This window comes from Pseudoalteromonas marina, from assembly GCF_000238335.3.
In the GTDB taxonomy this organism is placed as follows: Bacteria; Pseudomonadota; Gammaproteobacteria; order Enterobacterales; family Alteromonadaceae; genus Pseudoalteromonas; species Pseudoalteromonas marina.
The window spans coordinates 1,112,613-1,133,430 of the sequence record NZ_AHCB03000005.1 but is presented as its reverse complement, the minus strand read 5'-3'; the positions used below and the strand labels follow the sequence as shown (position 1 = coordinate 1,133,430).

Here is a 20,818-nt window from a genome sequence, read left to right as displayed (position 1 = left end):
CGGGTGAAGATCACTAAAAACAGTTGGTTCTTGCTCGTACCTCGCATATTATAACCAACAATTTTTAGCCTCTTAGTGAGGCGTTATCTTTCTAGGAGGCCTTGGCTTGGAAGAGCTTAAAAATTTATCGTTACTTATTTCCGGGTTAGAAACAAAAGTAATAGCTGCCATGGTTGGCGCAATCATAGCTGGGTTGTTTTCAATAGTGAACCTATACCTAAGCAATGAAAGACAGAAAACAATTGTAAAATTGCAAAAAGAACTAAATGATAACAGCTCTTTTGTGGAACATCTGAGAAAGGAAATCTCAGAAAAACATTCTTCGTACCTAAAAGAGTCTCTAGATGCATTAACCCATATTGATCATTTGACTGAGAACGTAGGGACACGCATTTTCAAATATCACGGTAATATAAAGGAAACTCAAGATTCAATTGAGATGCATGCTTCAAAGTTATGGGTAAACACAAGAATGCTTGGTCACTCTAAGGCGATAAGTTTAGAATCAACTATGGCAGTTTGTGACCAACTTCGAAAAGTTAGATCTACATGGGCCTGCTTGCTCTCAGAGCTTATTTTAGGTGACGAAATATATTTGGCCGATAGAAAGAGTGGTGAAAATCCACATATACGTAATCCTAAAGATTATTCAGAGCAAGACGTAATGAGGGCGTGGAAGCAAATTAGAGCGGATGTACATTCTCTTTCTGAAGTTGTTTTTAAAGAGTTCTCATCAATATCGAGTAAGGAATAGAAAGATAACAAACTGATTAATAGGACAAATTTTAAGTCCGAAATGTTCAAACCATTTTTACCTGATGATTCTCAGGTTAACCCTGGGGTTTTTGGGGCTGAATTAGCATTTTGGATAAGTAAGAAGTTGGCACAAAAAGGTATCATTACTTCCTATCCAGAATATGAGGATTGGGGCTGGTATGTTGAGTACTGTCTGGACGACAACGAATACCGATTATGCTGTGGTAACGTAGAAAGTTCGCAAACAGAGTGGCAGTGTTTTCTCGAACCATATGCCAAAGGTTTTTTCGTCAGAAATAAAGCTCCTATTGAGTTGGCTAGGGTACTTTTGAATGCCGTTAGAGAGGTTTTAGAAGAAACTGATGGCATTGATGATATTAAGTGGTCTTGCAGGTAACACCTAACAAACCAAGTAAGCGGGACAATTACGCGCAGGCTCCCGTCACTTCGTTCCGTATTTTAGCCTGCGGTAATTGCCCCTTCTTGGGGCGTTAGTTTCCTGTCGAGGTTTCGTGAAAAAATTTGCTCTTGCTATATCAATTTTGGCCTTAGTTGTTTTCTATTTTATTACAAAAGAACATAGTGAAATTGAAAAGTTTAGCGATAAAAATGATAGTGAAAACGCAGTTTCTAAAGACTTAAAGCGCAAAGAAAAATCAACGATTGAAACTGATATAGGTGTTAGTGAACTTGCATCAGCAGAAGAATACTTACTTGAAGCAAAAGAAATACGTCGTTGCAGCGCAATACCCAAAACTCAAGATGAACTTGATAAATGGATGAGCAAAGTAAATGAGGTGGGTGAGCCCTACGAGTATATCGAAGAGGTTTTGTCTCGTTTTGAGCGCTGTTCACAATTTAATTTTATATCTGATGATTTTGTTGAATTACTTTTTAAAGCAATTGAATTAGGTTCCGATAATGCCGTAGCAGAGTTATGGGCTGTTTCGGATAGAGAATATTTTCAAAGTAAAGGCTTAGATGAATTAAGCAGAGAAGAGACAATAAAGCAAAGAGTTAAATTTAATAAATTGAAATACCGCCTTTCCGAAAGTGTTGCTTTGACTGGTGGAGAGCAGTCAATATTAAGGCTGGTAAAAGAGTATCAAAATTACGATCCTGACACTGGAAACCCAAACTATTTAAAAGTCATAGCATATGCAGACTTTGGGTTAAAAATAGTAGAGGATAACGATATTTACTTGAAATTAGATTTTATCAAGCAGCGTATTCATCAAAATATGGAATTTCAAGATATTGAACAGGCGCAAATGCTAACTGAAAAGTTGTTGAATAAGTTTGGTGAAAATGGAAACTAACAAAACAATTAACAGAATTCGCTTCGCTCATTGGAAAAAATCCTCGCAGGCACCTTGTGCCAAAGCACTCGGTTTTCCCGTTATTGTAAGCGTTATAAGACGAGGGAAGATATGAGTTTACCAAGGGAACAATTAGCAAAAGTTAGAACTCCGTTTAAGGTGAATGGGGTCGAGGTGAATGGGGTCGAGGTGAATGGGGTCAAATCTTGACTTCAGACATTAAAAACCTTCGATGTCTGCTCATGCCACATATGCGAATATTCGTTTTGAGCAAAATCTAAAAATCAAACCTGAAAGAATAGTTAAGATTTATTCAATTAATCTTTGCTCTAAGAGCGCAGCGCCTCTTATCCTCTTTGTGAATCGTTCACTTTAATGGCTTCATCCATCAATTTGAAAGTATTCGCCTTTTACTATGGCAAAGACAAAATTACTGCACAAAGAGAAATGAATGAAGAGTAAAAGAGTAAACCTAAACTCATGATCAACTTTTATGTTTGTCACTTTCTCTAAAAGCGCAGCGCCTCTTACCCTCTTTGTGAATAAATCACTTTTACGTCTTTGCCAATAACGTAAGCATGCTTTACGTCTATAAAATAGCCGTATAACTGCACATTTGTAGTAGACGTAGAGCTCGCTCGCGTGAAAAGCGCAGCTTTTAATAACTTAAAAAAGTTACTCGGTAGTAGTTAAATGTAACTATGTGTGTATTGAACACACCAACTAAGTTAATTGCTCAAGCTCCGTGATAAGCGCAAGAGCCTCTGCATTAGTTGACCCACACACATCAACTGTGGCACTAAAATCACTGCATACTTTTGGTCGAGACTCATCACCAAATAACTTACATAAATTGCGCTCATCTAGCTGAATACAACGTTCTCCGGCCTTTTTGCCATTTGGCATACCCGGTATTGGCGAGCTAATACTTGGCGCAATGCAACATGCACCGCAGCCCAATCGACACGCCATTGGCTCTGTTTTCATAACACCCTCAGTTTAAATTAACCACATATTTAACAATACAGACTCCTTTTTAGAGCCAAATATTTATTTGTAATACACATATGTAATGCTTTGTTACATCTTCAAACGCCTTGTAAACACTTTATTGCGTATTATTGCCCTATCACCACTTTTATGAAGGAATGCCTTGTGGCTACTAAAAAACAAATTGTTCTTCCAATCGCAGTTTTAGCTGCCGGAATTGCACTGGCAATTGGCTTTTCAAATATGAAAACCCCGCCTGAAGAAAAACCAGCGCAAGATACTCGTCCACTGGTTGCTGCGCAAACAGTCAACATTGATGCAATAACACTCGACGTAAAATCGTACGGAGTTGTAAAACCTAAAGACCGTACCGAGCTAATTGCACAAGTTAGTGGCCAAGTTATTTCCGTAGCAGATGAATTTGTTGAAGGTGCATTTGTAAAACAAGGCGACATATTAGCACGAATTGATCCAAATGATTACGAAGCCGATTTTATTGAAGCACAAGCCGGCCTTGCTCAAGCAAGTTCAGCCCTTGAAATAGAACGTGCCCAAGCGCATGTAGCAAAAGCTGAATGGGAACGTATTAAATCAGACTCAAGTGACTCAACTGCATCAGAGCTTTATTTACGTAAACCGCAATTAGCCGAAAAGCTAGCGCGTTACCGCTCTGCCCAAGCCAGTGTTAAACGTGCAAAGCGTAACCTTGAACGCACTTATATAAAAGCCCCATACGACGCTATTATTAACGCACGCACAATAAGCTTAGGCTCTGTAGTAAACCCGGGCAGTAGCTTTGGCGCATTAAGTGCCACATCGGTGGCAGAAGTACGTTTACCTGTAGCAGATAGCGAAATGCAATACCTAGCCAATGGAGGCATTGGTGCAACCGTTACCCTTAATGCTGAATTTGCCGGCAAGCAAACGTCATGGCAGGCCGAAGTTGTGCGCAGCGAAGGCGTAATAGATCAAGTGAGCCGCATGAGTTATTTAGTTGCGCAACTGCCAACGCCATACGCCGATAACACTAAGCCACTACGTTTTGGTTCATACATTAATGCAACCATTGAGGGCAGAGCCCTTGATAACGCAATTATTGTCCCGCATCACCTTGTTAAAGATAAACAAATTGCCATTTTAAACGCGAACAATACTCTAAGCTTTAAAACACTGAATATTGTTCGTGAACAAGATGGCATGGTAATAGCCGATCAAGGATTACAACTAGGTGAACAGTTGATTACCTCAGCACTAGAATACCCAAGCGAAGGAATGGCTGTTAAAACGGATGAAGATGACAAACAAGGTGAAGTAACACAGCTTGCTCTTAAAGAGGACACCCTATGAGTACCTCTGAAAAGGGCCTAATTGCCTGGTTTGCTCGCAACCCTGTTGCAGCAAATTTAATCATGATTTTTATTCTGGTTGGCGGTTTATTAACAGCCTTAACGATTCGTAAGCAAGCATTTCCGCAATTTGAAAGTAACTGGGTGAGTGTTCAAGCCGTTTACCCTGGCGCCGCACCGCAAGAGGTTGAAGAAGGCATTACAATAAAAATTGAAGAAAACCTTGAGGGATTAGAGGGCATTAAACGCTTTATAACTTACTCTAACCGTGGTTATGCACAGGCATGGATTGAAATTGAAGAAAAATACGACCTTCAAGAAGCCTTAGACGAAATAAAAGCCCAAGTAGATTCTATTAACTCTTTTCCAGCAGGTATGGAAAGACCAATAATTCAGCGCGATAAGTTTCAACAAGAAGTGATGTTTATTGCACTATATGGGGATATGACCTATGCCCAACTAAAAGAACTAGGTACCGATTTAGAAGATGAATTACTCGCTTTACCTGGTGTTAATTTAGTCAGTTTTTTTAGCGGCTTAAATTATGAAATAGGCATTGAGATTAGCCCCGACAAACTGCGTGAATACGGCCTTACTTTTAGAGATGTATCAAACGCTGTAAGAAACTTTTCAACTAATATGTCGGCTGGCCAAATCCGTTCAGATAATGGGTATATTTCTATGCGTGTTGAAAAACAAGCATATAAAGGCAATGAGTTTGAGCAGCTGCCTTTAATTACCCTTGCTGATGGCGCACAAATTTATTTAGGCGATGTAGCCACCATTAACGATGGTTTTGAAGAAGGCTTATTATATTCAAAATACAATGGTAAAAATTCGTTAATGTTTGATATTGCAGCATCTAAAGATCAAGACATTACCGACGTTGCCAAAGTACTTAAAAATTACATGGCCGAAAAAGAATCTAAATTACCACAAGGCGTAAAACTAACCCCTATGGTTGATTTAACCTACTACCTGCAAGGTCGTCTCGATATGATGATCGATAACATGGTATGGGGTGGTGTTTTAGTTATGCTGGTGTTGGCATTGTTTTTACCGCTTAGATTAGCATTTTGGGTAATGATGGGTTTACCGGTTTCTTTTTTGGGTGCCTTTTTGTTCATGCCGATAGGCTTTTTAGATATCACCATTAATATGGTGTCGCTATTTGCCTTTATTATTGTACTCGGTATTGTGGTGGACGATGCAATTGTTGTGGGAGAATCGGCAAGTGCCGAAATAGAAAAACACGGCCACTCACTCGATAACGTAATCCGTGGTGTTAAACGTGTTGCAATGCCCGCTACATTTGGCGTACTCACTACCATTGCTGCTTTTTTACCACAAGCTATGGCATCAGGCCCAGGCGCAGCATTTTCTAAAGCAATTGGTGTCGTTATTATCCTGTGTTTGATTTTTTCGTTGATTGAATCAAAACTTATTTTACCGGCTCATATTGCCGCAATGAACCCACGTAAACCTAATCCTAAAAACCCATTGCACAAGGTGCGTATGGTTGTTGATAAAGGCCTTAAATCGTTTGTTCAAAATTACTACACGCCTTTCATAGGGCACTGTATTCATTATCGCTATACCGTAATTATTGGGTTTATATGTATTTTAATTATGAGCGCAGGCATGTTTGCAGGCGGTTTAGTTAAATTTGTACCAAACCCTAAAATACAACATGACTTTCCGCGTGTGGTTGTAGAAATGAATCTTGAATCATCAGAGCAAGCAACACTTGAAACAGCTAAAAAAATTGAAGCGGTGCTTCTTAGTGTAGATGAAGAGCTTGAAGCACAATACGGTCAAAAAATGATTCGTGACCTCTCGGTAAGCCTTCGTGGCCGTACCACTGCACAATTAATGGCTGTGCTCATTGAACCTGATAAACGCCCTATTGATACCTTCACTCTTAGCTCATTATGGCGTGAAAAATTGCCACCGTTGCCGGGCGTTAAAACGTTGACCATTGAAGATAACTTATTTGGTGGCGGACGAGATGACGGCGACGTAAGTTTTAGACTGCAAGGTAAAGATACCGACAAACTAAAAGAAGTTGCTTCGTTATTAAAAACTAAATTACAAAGCATGGAAGGCGTAGGCGATGTTAACGACTCACTACAAAGCGCTACCGATGAAGTGCAACTTGATTTAAAACCACTTGCATACAGCATGGGATTGACCCTTGCAGACGTTGCATCGCAAGTTAGCTTTAGTTATTACGGATTAGAGGCACAACGTATTTTACGTGAAGGCGAAGAGATCAGAGTGATGATCCGCTACCCTGAAAACGAACGTAACTCTATTAGTAACATACACAGCACACGTATTATCACGCCAACAGGTGTTGAAGTGCCGTTAAGTGAAGTTGCACAAATCAACATTGTAGATGGTGTAAACAGAATCCGCCGTGAAAACGCAAACAGAACAGTTAATGTATGGGCAGCCATTAATACTGATAAAGTTGAACCTTTTGCCATTGTAAAAGAAATCACTGACGAGTATTTACCAACCCTTTTACAAAATTACCCAGGTGTTACCAGTAATGTCGCTGGTCGAGTGCAAGAGGAAATGGAAAGCGCTGATGAGCAATTACGTGATTTTGCAATTTCACTAATGATTATATTTGCATTATTAGCCATTCCGCTTCGCTCATACTCACAACCATTGATCATTATGTCGGTTATTCCATTTGGTGTGGTCGGTGCAATGTTTGGGCATATGGTATTAGGAATGACCATGAGCGGCCTTTCAATGTTTGGCATCATTGCGGTCGCCGGTATTGTTGTGAACGATTCGTTAGTTATGGTTGACTTTGTAAATAAAGCGCGTGCAGAAGGTGTACCTATAAAAGAAGCGGTTATGCAAGCGGGAGCTCGTCGTTTTAGAGCTATATTGCTAACCTCAGTGACCACCTTTATTGGCGTGTTACCTATTATTATGGAAACGAGTTTACAGGCACAAATTGTAATACCTATGGCCGTATCACTCGCCTTTGGTGTGCTATTTGCCACCGTGATTACGCTTATTCTTATACCGTGTCAGTATGTCGCACTTGAAGATACAAAACGAATGATTCGTAAGTGGCGTGGTAAACACCCTATTGTCGATGGCCAACCAACAACGACCAATAGCTAATTAAGTAAAACCCCCAACCAAAAAAAGCTCGGCAACATACCGAGCTTTTTATTTATAGTTAAAAATAACCTTCAATTATTTGCTAACTTCCCCTTTTCACTGGTATTTTAACTCTCAGTTTACTTTCTTAAAGGATTAACCACGGGTACATTTCAACTTATTTTATTTATCATATTTGCAGTGCTAACCATTGTTGGATACAGAATAAATAACCGTAATTTAATGTTATTGGGTGCCATTGTTGTCGCGTTTGCCTTTGTAGGATTAGATTTTATGATGAGGGTTGATCATAACCTCTCTGCTTATTAATAGTTAACGGCAAAAATACACTAAATAGTAAAATTAGTGCTCGTTTTTTATACCCGATACGTTTAGGTACTTAATATTAAAAAGCAAAACAATTAAGGAAAACCATGAATTCACCTCAAATAGATCACATACCTCAAGAAGCGTTTGATTGGTACGACGAATATGCCCATGGTTTAATGGACCGCCGTACTTTTATGAAAAAACTAGGTGGCCTTGCAGCACTGGGGATTTCAATGAGTGTGCTCACCAACGCGCTTTTACCTAACTATGCACTTGCAGAGCAAGTCTCGTTTAACGATGACGATATTAAAGCCACTTACGAGGAATTTGATTCGCCAAACGGGCATGGTAAGGGTAAAGGTTATTTAGCGGTGCCTAGCAAAATTGAAGGTAAACTGCCGGTTGTATTAGTTTTTCACGAAAACCGTGGTTTAAACCCTTACATAAAAGACGTAGCAAGGCGCTTAGCCAAAAAAGGTTTTATTGCTTTTGCTCCCGATGCACTTTTCCCGCTTGGTGGCTATCCGGGTAATGATGATGAGGGGCGTGCAATGCAACGCACGATGGACAGAGCTAAAATTCAAAACGACTTTGTAGCCGCCGCTCACTTTTTAAAAGCCCACCCTAGCAGCAACGGCAAATTAGGCGCCGTAGGCTTTTGTTTTGGGGGTTATATTGTTAACTACTTAGCCGCAGTTGATAGTGACTTACTCAGCGCGGGCGTGCCCTTTTATGGCACACCTGCAAGTGAAAGCTTACACAAAAATATAAAAGCCCCTTTACTGATTCAATTAGGTGAACTTGATAAACGCGTTAACGCCACATGGCCTGAGTATGAAAAAAGCTTAAAAGCTAACAATGTTGAGTACACTATGCACATGTACGAAGGCGCTAATCATGGTTTTCATAACGACTCTACTGGGCGTTATGATGAGCAAAAAGCAGAGCTTGCTTGGCAGCGTACCTTAGCGTTTTTTAATGAAAAATTAAGCTAAACACCAGAAAAAAACGCCGCATAAGTTGAATAATGTGGCGTTTTAAATTTAATTATTTAGCGACTTAGTTATATAGATGTTTAGTTATTAACATATCTGCGCTTTAAAACAAGTAGCGATATAAAAACCAGAATAAACACACTAAACGCCCCAGCACTGCTTGAGCCATCTTTATTCTCTATTTTTGCTATTTTTTCTTCTTTAACCCGCGTTTTAAAGCGTGCTAATTCCGCATCTAAATTTAGGCTCATATCGGTAACCGCTAAATTAAACCCCTCAAGTGACTTTTCATTGAGCGTTTCGTCAATACCAATAGCGGTGGTTCTTTTTTCAAGCTTGCTGATGCCTGGTGCTCTAAAAAGCATTTTTTTACTTTTTATATCAAAAACAGCAGTGTCGACAAAGGTTTGAATCGTATTTTCGTTACCGGGAATAACGTACATACCTACAATGGTCCAATACAGTAATGCGGCGTTATTTTCATAGGTTTGCGTTACTTGATCGTAAGAAACCAATGCCATCACGTCTACATCGTACAGTCGCCCTACTTGTTCAAGCGCTGAAAACCCTTCTCCACCTTTAAGGTACGTACTTGGAATTACTTCTATGCGGTCAATGTAATCGTACTGCAAAAACGATTTTTTAACTCTTTCGAGCAACTCTACCTCATTTTGACTTTCAATACTGTTTGCTCGCCAATCCTTAGAAGGCACAAATGAAATGCCCACAGTAACAGGTAATTTTAACACTGGAATTTCTGGTTTATACGTAGCACGGCTATCTTCGTTTGGATAAAGAAAGTCAACCAAACTGCTAGAACGCGTATTTTTACCTGCATTATTACTCACAAGCGCACTACATGAGGTCAGTACAAAAACCATCAACATGACAAAAAACGTATTTTTTTTCATTATTATTCCTTTTTAATTAAATTCAGTTATGTGTAAAAGCTCGCCTGATGGTCCCCATAAATAAATCACTTTACCCCACGGCTCTTGTTTTATCCCTTCAAAGCGAATATCAAAGTGAGTTAACTTACTAATAGTGTTAAAAGCTTCGTTTATGTTTAATACGCACACTTGCAGCATTAAATTTTCAGAAAATTCTTGGTTGTAGTAACGCTGTAAAAAGAGGCTGCATTCACCTGATGTTGCAATACTTAAATCAGCTGATGCCTGCTCAACATTAAAGCCCAGCGCCTGATAAAATGCACACGATTGTTGATAGTTTTTACATGGCACAAACACTCTGATGTCATCTATTTTCATTGTTTTCCTGTTGTTATTTAGGTGCAGCAGAGCTTATTAACTTACTTTTAAAAGCGACTTTAGAGACTAATAAACTTTCAGGGTTAAGGGTTGTCCTTGCTAAGAGCCATTTACTATTTGTTGCCTGTATAAATTAGGCTAAAGGCGTAAGCTGGATGCATAGGCATTGCTCGACTTTTGCTTAGCCCGCTCGGCTGCACACATAGCGCAGTTATTCCACGTCCACTAAATTAAATAAACTCAAGCCACTAAGGTCAACATGCCCTATCGCTTTTACCATCAAGCGCGGTATTAAGCGCTCAATAAATTACACGTAGTTAATATCAATGTTCTCTTTTTCATCTGAATTTAGCAGTGAGTTAAATTGTTGATAAATTACATCTTTTGAGCCTAAAAGTTGAAAATCGTAACCATTGCCGTTTCCGTCAATAATTATTGATAACCAATTATCACTTATATTAACAATAGAAATTCGCTTAACCTCGATCGACTCTTGATCTGATATAAACTTAAAGCGACTCAAATTTGGCTTTGTGATTTTTATAGTGCCGGCGCTTCTCTTGATTAGATTATGTGGGGAATGTTTAGCTTTATATTCATCGGTAAATCGATACCTAAACGATAAGCATGCAAAAAATAACAGCAAAAAAGAAGCTTCAATTTCATTGTTTATATACCAAATTATAAAAAAAGCGATAAACATAACAACGGCAATAAAAGCAAAGCCGTTTTTATAATGAGCGTCCGTAATTTTCAACTTAGCGATTCCTTTTCAAATATACAATACGTATAAAAACTAATGATTAACTAAAATAAATTAGAGAGCTTAATTTATCCATTACTTTTATATGATTAGCCACCAATAAGAGCGACTTTATAATTAACACAGCTTAGTGCTTAGCGATGCCTTAATCACTTTGCCTTCATTTATGTCTGCGTTAATCGTACAGCTTGCACCATTAATTAAGTTTAAATTAGGTGCAACATGCCCAATATCAGCATCAAACAGTACGGGGAAAATACATTTACCAAGTGCTAATTCTATTGCTTGGTAATAATCAATCTGCTTATGGGGGCTATCAATAATGGCACTGCGACCAAGTATAATACCGTTTACATCAGTAAGTACGCCATTTAGTTTTAATGCAATGAGACTACGTGCTACGGCTGTTGGGCTTAACTCTGCGTTTTCTAGAAAGAGCACAAGCCCCTCTGGTGCATACTCTTGTTTAAAGCGATGTAAATCGAGGTAAGGCGAGCCAAGCAACAAGTTAAGCGTGTCTAAACAGCCGCCAAAAAGCCGGCCTGTTATTTCTAATTTACGCGCATCGTTGTAATTTAAACATTGCCATTGAGTTGGCTCAGTAAGTTCAAACAACGCATCAGGGTCGCTCTCATAATTAATTAATTTAGTTTGGTATGAAGTTGAAGGTACTTGTTCAAATTGCTCGCCTTTGGTGAGCGCTAAAACGTGAAAAACATTTACACAATTATGATCAGTTTCATTTGGATGTAGCTGCATTAAATTAGCAGTATGAAGAGTTGCCCAACCACAACGAGAAGTGAGCACACACGCTAATGTACTAACATCAGAGAACCCCACCAACCACTTAGGTTTAGCCGTTTTCACTATGTTGAAGTCAATATATTGCAAAACTTCTAGCGCAAGCTCTCCACCCCATGGCGGCATAATTGCCGCTATATTTTCGTCGGTAAGAAAGTGCATTAGCTCTAAAGCTCGATCTTTAGCGCTAATATTTTTCCTCACACTATTACCTTCAATTACTTTATACCCTAGCGACTTTAAACCATTTAGCACAGTGTCTAATCGTGTTCGAAAGTGATTATCAACACCTGAAGAAAACGCACAAATTGCAATATTATCATTAGGTTTAAGTGGCTCAGGAAAATTAATTAAGGACATCAGTACTCTCAATCATTAGGATATAGTCAACCTAACGTACCCAATAAAGTAAACAAAGTCGAGATTATTAAAGGCATAAAAAAACCGATGTAATCACATCGGCTTTTATGTAAACGCTAAAGTGAGGATATATTAAAGGTACTCAACTTCAATGATTTCGTATTCAACGTCGCCCTTTGGTGTTTTAATGGTGACTGCATCATCCATTTGTTTACCAATCAAACCACGAGCTATAGGTGAGTTAACAGAGATTAAGTTATTTTTAATATCTGCCTCATCATCGCCAACTATTTGGTATTTAACTTCGGCATCAGTCTCTACATTAACAATAGTTACTGTGGTACCAAAAATAACCTTACCTGTGTTAGGCATTTTAGTTACGTCGATTATTTGAACATTTGAAAGTTTAGCTTCAATTTCTTGAATACGACCTTCACAAAAACCCTGTTGCTCACGCGCAGCGTGGTACTCAGCGTTTTCTTTTAAGTCACCGTGTTCACGCGCATCAGCAATATCAGCGATGATTTTAGGACGGGTAACTGTTTTTAATTCGTTAAGCTCTTTACGCAGTAAATCTGCGCCACGAACTGTCATCGGAATTGTTTGCATATTTTCTCACTTAACACCAAGGCCTAATTAGGCCTTGGTACATTTCCTTAGTTCAATCGCAGGTGTAGCTCTTGAACTGACGCCACTTTACTGCGGTCATCTGCTTTGTTAGCAGTACAGTTAGCGAATGCCGCGTTCAAGGTAGTCGTATAGTTGGTTTTATTTTGCAATGCACCACGACGTAACACCTTCGAATCTTCGATCGCTTGGCGACCTTCGGTGGTATTAACGATATAGCTGTATTCTTTATTCTTAATGTAATCAAGAATATGTGGACGACCTTCGTAAACTTTATTTACGCGACGAACGTTAATACCCGCTTCTTCAAGCGCTTTGGCTGTGCCACCTGTTGCGTCTAATTCAAAACCTAACTCGGTCATGATTTTAGCTAATTCAACAATACGTGACTTATCGCTATTACGAACAGATAATAACGCGCGACCACCGCGTGGTAAAGTATTGCTTGCACCTAATTGTGCTTTTGCGAATGCTTCGGCGAAAGTATCACCAACACCCATTACTTCACCTGTTGAGCGCATTTCAGGGCCACGGATAGGGTCTACACCTTGGAACTTAGCAAACGGTAAAACCACTTCTTTAACGCTGTAGTAAGGAGGGATAATTTCTTTAGTAATGCCTTGGCTCGCTAAAGATTGGCCCGCCATACAACGTGCAGCTACTTTTGCAAGTGCAACGCCGGTGGCTTTAGATACAAATGGAACCGTACGCGCAGCACGTGGGTTAACTTCAATTAAATACACTTTGCCATCTTTTACTGCAAACTGTGTATTCATTAAGCCTACAACACCCAGTTCAAGAGCCATATCGGTTACTTGCTTGCGCATTACATCTTGCACTTCTTGCGATAAAGAATGTGCTGGTAATGAACAGGCAGAGTCACCAGAGTGAACACCAGCTTGCTCAATGTGTTCCATAATACCGCCAATGATTACTTGCTCGCCGTCACATATTGCGTCAACGTCAACTTCAATTGCGTTATCTAGGAAGTGGTCTAATAAAACAGGCGCTTCATTTGAGGCTTGAACTGCTTCGGTCATGTAACGACGTAAATCGTCTTCGTCGTATACAATTTCCATTGCACGGCCACCTAATACATATGATGGACGAACAACCAGCGGGAAACCAATTTCAGCTGATTTTAAAATAGCTTCTTCAGTTGATGTAACCGTTGCGTTTTCTGGCTGTAGTAAATCTAAACGCTCTACTAACTGTTGGAAACGCTCACGGTCTTCTGCACGGTCAATTGCATCTGGTGAAGTACCAATTACTGGCACTCCATTGGCTTCTAGCTCACGTGCTAGTTTAAGTGGTGTTTGACCACCGTACTGCACGATAACACCTTTTGGCTTTTCAACACGTACAATTTCTAATACGTCTTCAAGTGTAATTGGCTCAAAGTAAAGTCGGTCAGATGTATCGTAATCGGTAGATACGGTTTCAGGGTTACAGTTAACCATGATGGTTTCGTAACCGTCGTCACGAAGTGCAAGCGCAGCATGTACACAACAGTAATCAAATTCAATACCTTGGCCGATACGGTTAGGACCGCCACCAATAACCATGATTTTATCTTTGTCTGTTGGATTTGCTTCACACTCTTCATCATACGATGAGTACATGTAAGCGGTGTCTGAACTAAATTCTGCAGCACACGTATCTACACGCTTGTACACTGGCACAATATTTAGCTGATGACGTTTTTTACGAATTTCAGCTTCTGACACGCCGGCAATTTCAGCAATACGCGGGTCGGCAAAGCCTTTACGCTTAAGCTTGCGTAAAAAATCTGCATTAAGGCCAGCCATTCCGCCTTCAGCGATTCTTGCCTCATCTTTTAAAATGTCTTCAATTTGAACCAAGAACCAGCGGTTAACTTTAGTCAGCTCGTAAACATCTTCAACGCTCATACCGTGTCGCATTGCATCTGCAATGTACCAAATACGCTCAGCACCTGGCTCACGTAATTCACGGATGATTTTTTCTTTTGCCTTAGGGTCATCAAGTGCAACAATTGGGTTAAAACCCGTTGCGCCAACTTCAAGACCACGTAATGCTTTGTGTAATGACTCTTGTTGGTTACGACCAATTGCCATTACTTCGCCCACTGATTTCATTTGCGTGGTTAAACGGTCGTTAGCACCGGCAAATTTCTCAAAGTTAAAGCGAGGTATTTTAGTTACAACGTAATCAATTGAAGGCTCAAAAGAGGCTGGTGTTTTACCGCCAGTGATATCGTTTTGAAGTTCGTCAAGCGTGTAGCCTACTGCAAGTTTTGCTGCAATTTTAGCAATTGGGAAACCCGTTGCTTTAGAGGCTAGTGCCGATGAGCGCGATACACGTGGGTTCATCTCAATGATAACCATACGGCCATCTTTAGGGTTAATACCAAATTGTACGTTAGAGCCACCGGTTTCAACACCAATTTCACGCAGTACTGCCATAGAGGCATTACGCATAATTTGGTATTCTTTGTCGGTTAACGTTTGCGCTGGTGCAACAGTGATTGAGTCGCCTGTGTGCACGCCCATTGGGTCAAAGTTTTCAATAGTACAAACAATAATACAGTTGTCTTTTTTGTCACGAACAACTTCTGTTTCGTACTCTTTCCAACCAATCAGTGATTCATCAATTAGTAATTCGTTAGTAGGTGATAAGTCTAAACCACGCTCACAAATTTCTTCAAACTCTTCCATGTTGTAAGCAACACCGCCACCGGTGCCACCCATGGTGAAAGAAGGACGAATGATACACGGTAAGCCTATGCGGCTCATTGTATCTTTAGCTTCTTCCATTGAGTGTGCTATCTCTGCACGAGGACACTCAAGCCCAATATTTTTCATTGCAGTGTCAAAGCGTTCACGGTTTTCGGCTTTGTCTATTGCATCAGCTGTTGCGCCAATTAACTCTACGCCATGCTTAGCCAATACACCGTGCTTATCTAAATCAAGTGCACAGTTTAATGCTGTTTGACCGCCCATAGTAGGCAGGACTGCATCTGGCTTTTCTTTTTCGATGATTTTTTCTACTACTTCCCAGTGAATAGGTTCGATGTATGTTGCATCAGCCATTTCTGGGTCGGTCATAATCGTTGCTGGGTTTGAGTTAACAAGGATAACTCTATAGCCTTCTTCTCTGAGTGCTTTACACGCTTGTGCACCAGAGTAGTCAAATTCACAAGCTTGACCAATAACAATTGGGCCTGCGCCTAAGATAAGAATGCTTTTTATGTCGGTACGTTTTGGCATTATTACTCCAGTTAAATTAGTGTTTACGCGCTTGCATCAAATCGATGAAGTGGTCAAATAATGGGGCTGCATCATGCGGGCCAGGACTTGCCTCAGGGTGACCCTGAAAACTAAATGCTGGCTTATCTGTACGATGAATACCCTGAAGCGTACCGTCAAACAGTGATTTGTGTGTTGCACGAAGCGTGCTTGGTAGGCTTGATTCTTGGGCTGCAAAACCATGGTTTTGCGCTGTGATCATCACTACATCGCGGTCTAGATCTTTAACTGGGTGGTTACCACCATGATGGCCAAATTTCATTTTTTCTGTTTTAGCACCTGAAGCAAGCGCTAATAACTGGTGACCTAAACAAATACCAAAAATGGGTGTGTCGGTTTCTAAAAATGATTTTATCGCGTCAATTGCGTATGTACATGGCTCAGGATCGCCAGGGCCATTAGATAAGAAAATACCATCGGGGTTTAATGCGAGTACGTCAGCAGCACTAGTTTGTGCAGGTACTACGGTAAGTTTACAACCACGGTCAACAAGCATACGTAATATATTACGCTTAACACCGAAGTCATAGGCTACAACATGAAACTTTTCATCGGCGGTATCTAAGGTTTTAAACCCCTCGCCTAATGTCCAGCTTGATTCGCGCCACTCAAAATTTTCCTTGGTTGAGACAACTTTTGCTAAATCCATACCTTTTAAGCCTGGGAAGGCTTGCGCGGCTTGTAGCGCTTTTTGTTCGTCTAGTTCGTCACCAGCAATAATACAACCATTTTGAGCGCCTTTGTCGCGCAAAATACGTGTTAGCTTTCTGGTGTCGATGTCCGCAATACCTAAAATATTACGTTCTTTCAAGTAATCATCTAACGATTGCTCGTTACGAAAATTACTTGCTAGCAGTGGCAAATCACGGATCACTAGGCCTTTAGCCCATATTTGATTCGCTTCTTCGTCTTCGCTGTTGGTACCCGTATTACCGATATGTGGGTACGTCAAAGTTACGATTTGTTCCGCGTACGAAGGGTCAGTCAAAATTTCTTGATAACCAGTCATAGACGTATTGAATACCACTTCACCGACTGACATGCCGTCAGCGCCGATTGCAGTACCGCGAAACACTGTGCCGTCTTCTAGGACTAACAGAGCGGATTTAGTCAAGTTAAACCTCCTAACAGTAAAAAACGGGAGTAAGCAAATTGCTTATCACCCCGCCAATACCCAGAGGGATCGTCAAAACCAGATTTTGTATGAGATTAAATTGTTTTACGCAGTCTTAAATGAGGCCGATATAACCGCTAAATCTTCAACATTTTTTCTTGCCTAAAACTCTTATCATTCCCACTGAACCCCTGATTTTACTAGCCACTTGGGTATAATTGGAAACACGCATTTAGTAATTTTTGGCAAATTGGCTGTATACTACATGATGTTGAGTTTTAGGTCTAACATTATTTGGTAAATCATAACAAATAAGTGCTTTTAGCTAAAATTAGACCCAAACACCCAAAATAGATACTAAACTACTTTAAATCGAGCACATCTTGCATGTCATAAAGTCCTACCGGTTTATTTTGCAACCAGCTTGCAGCTCTTATAGCGCCTAGCGCAAAGGTCATTCTCGAACTTGCTTTGTGCGTTAATTCAAGCCTTTCCCCCATTGTGGCAAAATAGGCGGTATGTTCACCTACTATGTCACCTCCTCTTAGGACTGAATAACCAATTTCGTTTTGAGATTTTTCAGTTTCAATTTGGCTTCGATCGTATACAGCAACCTCTTCGTGGTTCCATCCTTTTGCATCTGCAATTGACTCACCAATTGCCAGAGCCGTGCCCGATGGCGCATCGATTTTATGACGGTGATGCGCTTCAAATATCTCAATATCTAAATCGTCACCGAACTTAGTGGCAGCCGTTTGAACTAAATTTAGTAAAACATTTACACCAACACTGTAGTTACGAGCAAATACAATAGGTATATGTTTAGCAGCATTTTCTAATAATGCCATGTCATCGGCCGTTAAACCTGTTGTGCCAATAACTAAAGGGAGAGATTGTTCAACAGCACGCTTTAAGTGGCTACGCATACCGTCTGGCAGGGTGAAATCAATTAAAACATCAACACTTTCGAGCGTGTTTTCGTCGCTAAAACATACGTTTTTATCAGCAGCGCTATTTATTTGGTTTACATTAACTCCAATTAACGATGACCCACTGCGAACATAGGCGCCTGTTAGTTGTGTTTGCTCTTTTATTGTTGCGGCTTCCAATAAAGCTAAACCCATTCTGCCATTAGCACCAAAAACACCTATTCGAATCATCACTATGCCTTAATTTATTTTTGTTTAAACCGTAAACCGATCGTTTTGTATATATTGAGTGTATATATCGCTCAGTTAACATCAATCACTGAAAGTAACGTACTTAGTAGATTTTATCTAAAAGTCATGTAATAGTCAGTCAACCCTTTAATAAAAGAATAATAACAATACCAGTTTACTTTAGCCATCTATACATTTAAACTTCCCCTTCGCGTCGATTTGGTCTTTGGCTTGCGGGCGCTGCATTGTTCTACTATTTGTTAGCTTTTAACAACGTAGATAGACTTGCTAAATTCAGCTAAAAGAGGAATTTTTGGCTGTGGTAATTAATTGGTTCCGAGGATTATGATGCAGCCATCATTTAATAAAAACAAAGCAATACTTTCTTTACTACCCCTACTAACATTTGTAGCCCTATTTTTAGGTTCTGGTTTATACCTGCAATCTCAAGGGGTTGATTACGCTTTTTATCAACTCCCAGCACCGGTGGCAATATTACCCGCCATTATGCTTGCCTTTATACTTAATAAAGGCACTGTTAATCAATGTGTTGAAACCTTTATAAAAGGCGCTGGGCATAACAACATTATTACGATGTGTTTAATTTACCTGCTTGCTGGTGCTTTTTCTGCAGTGGCCAGTGCAACAGGGGGTGTTGACGCAGTAGTTAATGCGGGTTTATCACTGATACCGCCTGCTCTATTACTTCCTGGTTTATTTTTAATTGCCGCGGTTGTATCTACAGCCATGGGCACATCAATGGGTACTATTGGGGCGATTGGCCCAATTGCTTATGCGGTGTCGATCAAAACAGGCATAGACCCAGCCCTTATGGCGGGTACTATTGTGTCAGGCGCTATGTTTGGCGATAACTTATCAATTATTTCAGATACCACTATTGCGGCTACACGTACGCAAGGTTGTGAAATGAAAGATAAATTTAAAGAAAACCTTAAAATTGCAGTACCAGCCGCAATTTTAACAATCGGTTTATTGTTTTACCTTACGCCTGCAGCGCAAGTGGTCGAAACCCAAGATTACGATATTTGGTTAGTGCTACCTTATGCCTTTATTTTAGTTCTCGCCGTAGCAGGTCTAAATGTATTTGTTGTGTTATTTAGCGGTATTATATTTGCTGCATTAATGGGCTTTACCGGTAGCTACGAAGGGTCTAGCTTTGTTAAAGATATTTATCAAGGTTTTACCGATATGCAGGAAATATTTTTACTTTCTATGTTTATTGGTGGCCTTTCTGAATTTATTCGCATTAACGGTGGCCTTGATTACATTGCCCAAAAAATTCAAGCCATTACTAAAGTAATTGCTAAATGGCACCGTAAAGTAGCTGACCAACTTGGTATTGCAGCCCTAGTCATGACAAGTAACATTTGTATTGCCAACAATACCGTTTCAATTATTGTGGCAGGTCCTATTGCTAAAAAACTCGCTGACGATGGTGAAATTAGTGGCAAACGCTCTGCAAGCCTACTTGATATTTTTGCTTGTGTAACTCAGGGCTCTTTACCTTATGGAGCACAAGCACTTTTACTTGGCGCTACGTTTAAAATTAGCCCTTGGGAAGTCTCAACATCGTCTTATTATTGTTTCATTTTAGCATTTACCGCTATAGCAATAATTTGTTTGCGTCGTAATAAAGCTTAAAACCTTTGCCCCACTGTTGCAGCTTAAAAACAAGCTGCAACATATTACTCTACATATTAATCACTTTTGCTATAATGCGCGCTTTCGCGTGTCACTCAAGTTATAGTTAAATACAAATTATGAAATTAAATAAAATACTCTCCTTTTTTACCCTTACATCCATTGCTTTATCGTCTTCTGCTTTTGCCGCTAATTGGAGCAGCACAGCATTACACATTAACAATGGCGACCAAAAAAACCCTTTTACTGAGCAGGAGTCAGATACCACGGTTTACTCAGTTCAACATGCATCGGGTTACGATTACGGCGACAACTTCTTTTTCATTGATTACAGTAAAGACGATAAAGCTGACGGCTATCAAGATAGCGATTTTTACGGCGAATGGTATTCAACTGTTAGCTTATCGGCGCTCAGCGGTGAAAAAATTGGCACCGGTGCGTTATTAGATGTTGGCCTTACTGGCGGTATAAATATTGCTGGCGATGCTAAAATGGTGAAATACCTGCCGGGTGTTAAATTAAGCTGGGATGTACCAGGTTTTAACTTCTTTCAAACGATAGTAACAGCCTATATTGACGACAGCGAAGGTGTTGCTAAAGGTGGTGCCCCCATAGAAACAAATAGTTGGATGTTTGATGTAGCTTTTGAATACCCTTTTACTATTGGCTCACAAAAGTTCAGCTTTAGAGGGCACGCAGAATACATTGCAGAACGTGAAGACGAATTTGGAAACGATGTAGAGGCATGGATACTCGCACAACCTATTTTAGTATGGGACATGGGTCATGCCTTTGAAATGAAAGAAAATACGTTGCTACTCGGCATGGAGCTTCAATACTGGCATAACAAGCTAGGAACTGAAGTGACAGAGTCAGTTCCGCAAATACATGTAGAGTGGACCTTTTAAGCAATT

The 20,818-nt window shown here is 40.0% G+C and carries 17 protein-coding genes; 8 read left to right on the top strand and 9 right to left on the bottom strand.

What is annotated here, in order from left to right; genetic code table 11:
* The first annotated feature begins 106 nt into the window (after window positions 1–106).
* The 3 genes from PMAN_RS05340 (at window position 107) to PMAN_RS05330 (ending at window position 2,075) form a co-directional block, all read left to right on the top strand.
* Complete coding sequence (locus PMAN_RS05340) at window positions 107–754, top strand: hypothetical protein (protein ID WP_010557626.1); 648 nt, start codon at window positions 107–109, stop codon at window positions 752–754.
* 42 nt (window positions 755–796) lie between these two features.
* A complete protein-coding gene (locus PMAN_RS05335) occupies window positions 797–1,153 on the top strand; it encodes a hypothetical protein (RefSeq protein ID WP_010557625.1) in 357 nt (118 codons plus the stop codon).
* A 115-nt stretch (window positions 1,154–1,268) separates the two neighbouring features.
* Window positions 1,269–2,075 (top strand): hypothetical protein, encoded by an 807-nt coding sequence (locus PMAN_RS05330; protein WP_010557624.1) that lies wholly within the window; start codon window positions 1,269–1,271, stop codon window positions 2,073–2,075.
* A gap of 723 nt (window positions 2,076–2,798) precedes the next feature.
* On the opposite strand, the gene PMAN_RS05325 is transcribed toward PMAN_RS05330, so the two are convergent.
* On the bottom strand, window positions 2,799–3,062 hold the full coding sequence (locus tag PMAN_RS05325; protein WP_033035838.1) for a YkgJ family cysteine cluster protein: 264 nt from the start codon (window positions 3,060–3,062) through the stop codon (window positions 2,799–2,801).
* A 168-nt stretch (window positions 3,063–3,230) separates the two neighbouring features.
* Here PMAN_RS05325 and PMAN_RS05320 point away from each other — a divergent pair, with 168 nt between their 5' ends.
* From PMAN_RS05320 to PMAN_RS05310, 3 genes are all read left to right on the top strand, one after another.
* Complete coding sequence (locus PMAN_RS05320; protein WP_010557622.1) at window positions 3,231–4,412, top strand: efflux RND transporter periplasmic adaptor subunit; 1,182 nt, start codon at window positions 3,231–3,233, stop codon at window positions 4,410–4,412.
* On the top strand, window positions 4,409–7,558 hold the full coding sequence (locus tag PMAN_RS05315) for an efflux RND transporter permease subunit (RefSeq protein WP_010557621.1): 3,150 nt from the start codon (window positions 4,409–4,411) through the stop codon (window positions 7,556–7,558). Before PMAN_RS05320 ends, PMAN_RS05315 begins: the two co-directional genes overlap by 4 nt.
* Before the next feature lie 413 nt (window positions 7,559–7,971).
* The gene (locus PMAN_RS05310) at window positions 7,972–8,862 is read left to right on the top strand and encodes a dienelactone hydrolase family protein (RefSeq protein ID WP_010557619.1); all 891 of its coding nucleotides are present in this window, start codon (window positions 7,972–7,974) and stop codon (window positions 8,860–8,862) included.
* Window positions 8,863–8,942: 80 nt separating this feature from the next.
* Here the strand turns inward: PMAN_RS05310 and rhlP are convergent, their stop codons facing one another.
* From rhlP to dapB, 8 genes are all read right to left on the bottom strand, one after another.
* Entirely contained in the window at window positions 8,943–9,773 is an 831-nt protein-coding gene (rhlP, locus tag PMAN_RS05305) for a rhombotarget lipoprotein (RefSeq protein ID WP_010557618.1), read from the bottom strand.
* Window positions 9,774–9,785: 12 nt separating this feature from the next.
* On the bottom strand, window positions 9,786–10,130 hold the full coding sequence (locus PMAN_RS05300) for a VOC family protein (RefSeq protein WP_008132086.1): 345 nt from the start codon (window positions 10,128–10,130) through the stop codon (window positions 9,786–9,788).
* A gap of 307 nt (window positions 10,131–10,437) precedes the next feature.
* Complete coding sequence (locus PMAN_RS05295; protein ID WP_010557617.1) at window positions 10,438–10,887, bottom strand: hypothetical protein; 450 nt, start codon at window positions 10,885–10,887, stop codon at window positions 10,438–10,440.
* Between the two features lie 123 nt (window positions 10,888–11,010).
* Window positions 11,011–12,054: a S66 family peptidase gene (locus PMAN_RS05290; protein WP_010557616.1), complete on the bottom strand. Its 1,044-nt coding sequence runs from the start codon at window positions 12,052–12,054 to the stop codon at window positions 11,011–11,013.
* 132 nt (window positions 12,055–12,186) lie between these two features.
* A complete protein-coding gene (gene greA, locus PMAN_RS05285) occupies window positions 12,187–12,663 on the bottom strand; it encodes a transcription elongation factor GreA (RefSeq protein WP_006792433.1) in 477 nt (158 codons plus the stop codon).
* 47 nt (window positions 12,664–12,710) lie between these two features.
* On the bottom strand, window positions 12,711–15,929 hold the full coding sequence (carB, locus tag PMAN_RS05280) for a carbamoyl-phosphate synthase large subunit (RefSeq protein ID WP_006792432.1): 3,219 nt from the start codon (window positions 15,927–15,929) through the stop codon (window positions 12,711–12,713).
* A 16-nt stretch (window positions 15,930–15,945) separates the two neighbouring features.
* Window positions 15,946–17,082 (bottom strand): glutamine-hydrolyzing carbamoyl-phosphate synthase small subunit, encoded by a 1,137-nt coding sequence (carA, locus tag PMAN_RS05275; RefSeq protein ID WP_006792431.1) that lies wholly within the window; start codon window positions 17,080–17,082, stop codon window positions 15,946–15,948.
* 362 nt (window positions 17,083–17,444) lie between these two features.
* Window positions 17,445–18,242, bottom strand: coding sequence for a 4-hydroxy-tetrahydrodipicolinate reductase (gene dapB, locus PMAN_RS05270; RefSeq protein ID WP_006792430.1), 798 nt, complete (start codon window positions 18,240–18,242; stop codon window positions 17,445–17,447).
* Between the two features lie 348 nt (window positions 18,243–18,590).
* Here dapB and PMAN_RS05265 point away from each other — a divergent pair, with 348 nt between their 5' ends.
* Together PMAN_RS05265 and PMAN_RS05260 are read left to right on the top strand one after the other, a co-directional pair.
* The gene (locus PMAN_RS05265; protein ID WP_021032455.1) at window positions 18,591–19,904 is read left to right on the top strand and encodes a Na+/H+ antiporter NhaC family protein; all 1,314 of its coding nucleotides are present in this window, start codon (window positions 18,591–18,593) and stop codon (window positions 19,902–19,904) included.
* A 119-nt stretch (window positions 19,905–20,023) separates the two neighbouring features.
* Entirely contained in the window at window positions 20,024–20,812 is a 789-nt protein-coding gene (locus PMAN_RS05260; protein WP_010557615.1) for a hypothetical protein, read from the top strand.
* Window positions 20,813–20,818 lie beyond the last annotated feature (6 nt).

Bases quoted from the DNA above. Each gene is read 5' to 3' on its own strand.
- PMAN_RS05265 (WP_021032455.1), top strand. From the start codon at position 18,591: ATGCAGCCATCATTTAATAAAAACAAAGCAATACTTTCTTTACTACCC.
- rhlP (WP_010557618.1), bottom strand. From the start codon at position 9,773: ATGAAAAAAAATACGTTTTTTGTCATGTTGATGGTTTTTGTACTGACC.
- greA (WP_006792433.1), bottom strand. From the start codon at position 12,663: ATGCAAACAATTCCGATGACAGTTCGTGGCGCAGATTTACTGCGTAAA.
- PMAN_RS05300 (WP_008132086.1), bottom strand. From the start codon at position 10,130: ATGAAAATAGATGACATCAGAGTGTTTGTGCCATGTAAAAACTATCAA.
- PMAN_RS05335 (WP_010557625.1), top strand. From the start codon at position 797: ATGTTCAAACCATTTTTACCTGATGATTCTCAGGTTAACCCTGGGGTT.
- carB (WP_006792432.1), bottom strand. From the start codon at position 15,929: ATGCCAAAACGTACCGACATAAAAAGCATTCTTATCTTAGGCGCAGGC.
- PMAN_RS05310 (WP_010557619.1), top strand. From the start codon at position 7,972: ATGAATTCACCTCAAATAGATCACATACCTCAAGAAGCGTTTGATTGG.
- PMAN_RS05315 (WP_010557621.1), top strand. From the start codon at position 4,409: ATGAGTACCTCTGAAAAGGGCCTAATTGCCTGGTTTGCTCGCAACCCT.
- dapB (WP_006792430.1), bottom strand. From the start codon at position 18,242: ATGATTCGAATAGGTGTTTTTGGTGCTAATGGCAGAATGGGTTTAGCT.
- PMAN_RS05260 (WP_010557615.1), top strand. From the start codon at position 20,024: ATGAAATTAAATAAAATACTCTCCTTTTTTACCCTTACATCCATTGCT.
- PMAN_RS05290 (WP_010557616.1), bottom strand. From the start codon at position 12,054: ATGTCCTTAATTAATTTTCCTGAGCCACTTAAACCTAATGATAATATT.
- PMAN_RS05325 (WP_033035838.1), bottom strand. From the start codon at position 3,062: ATGAAAACAGAGCCAATGGCGTGTCGATTGGGCTGCGGTGCATGTTGC.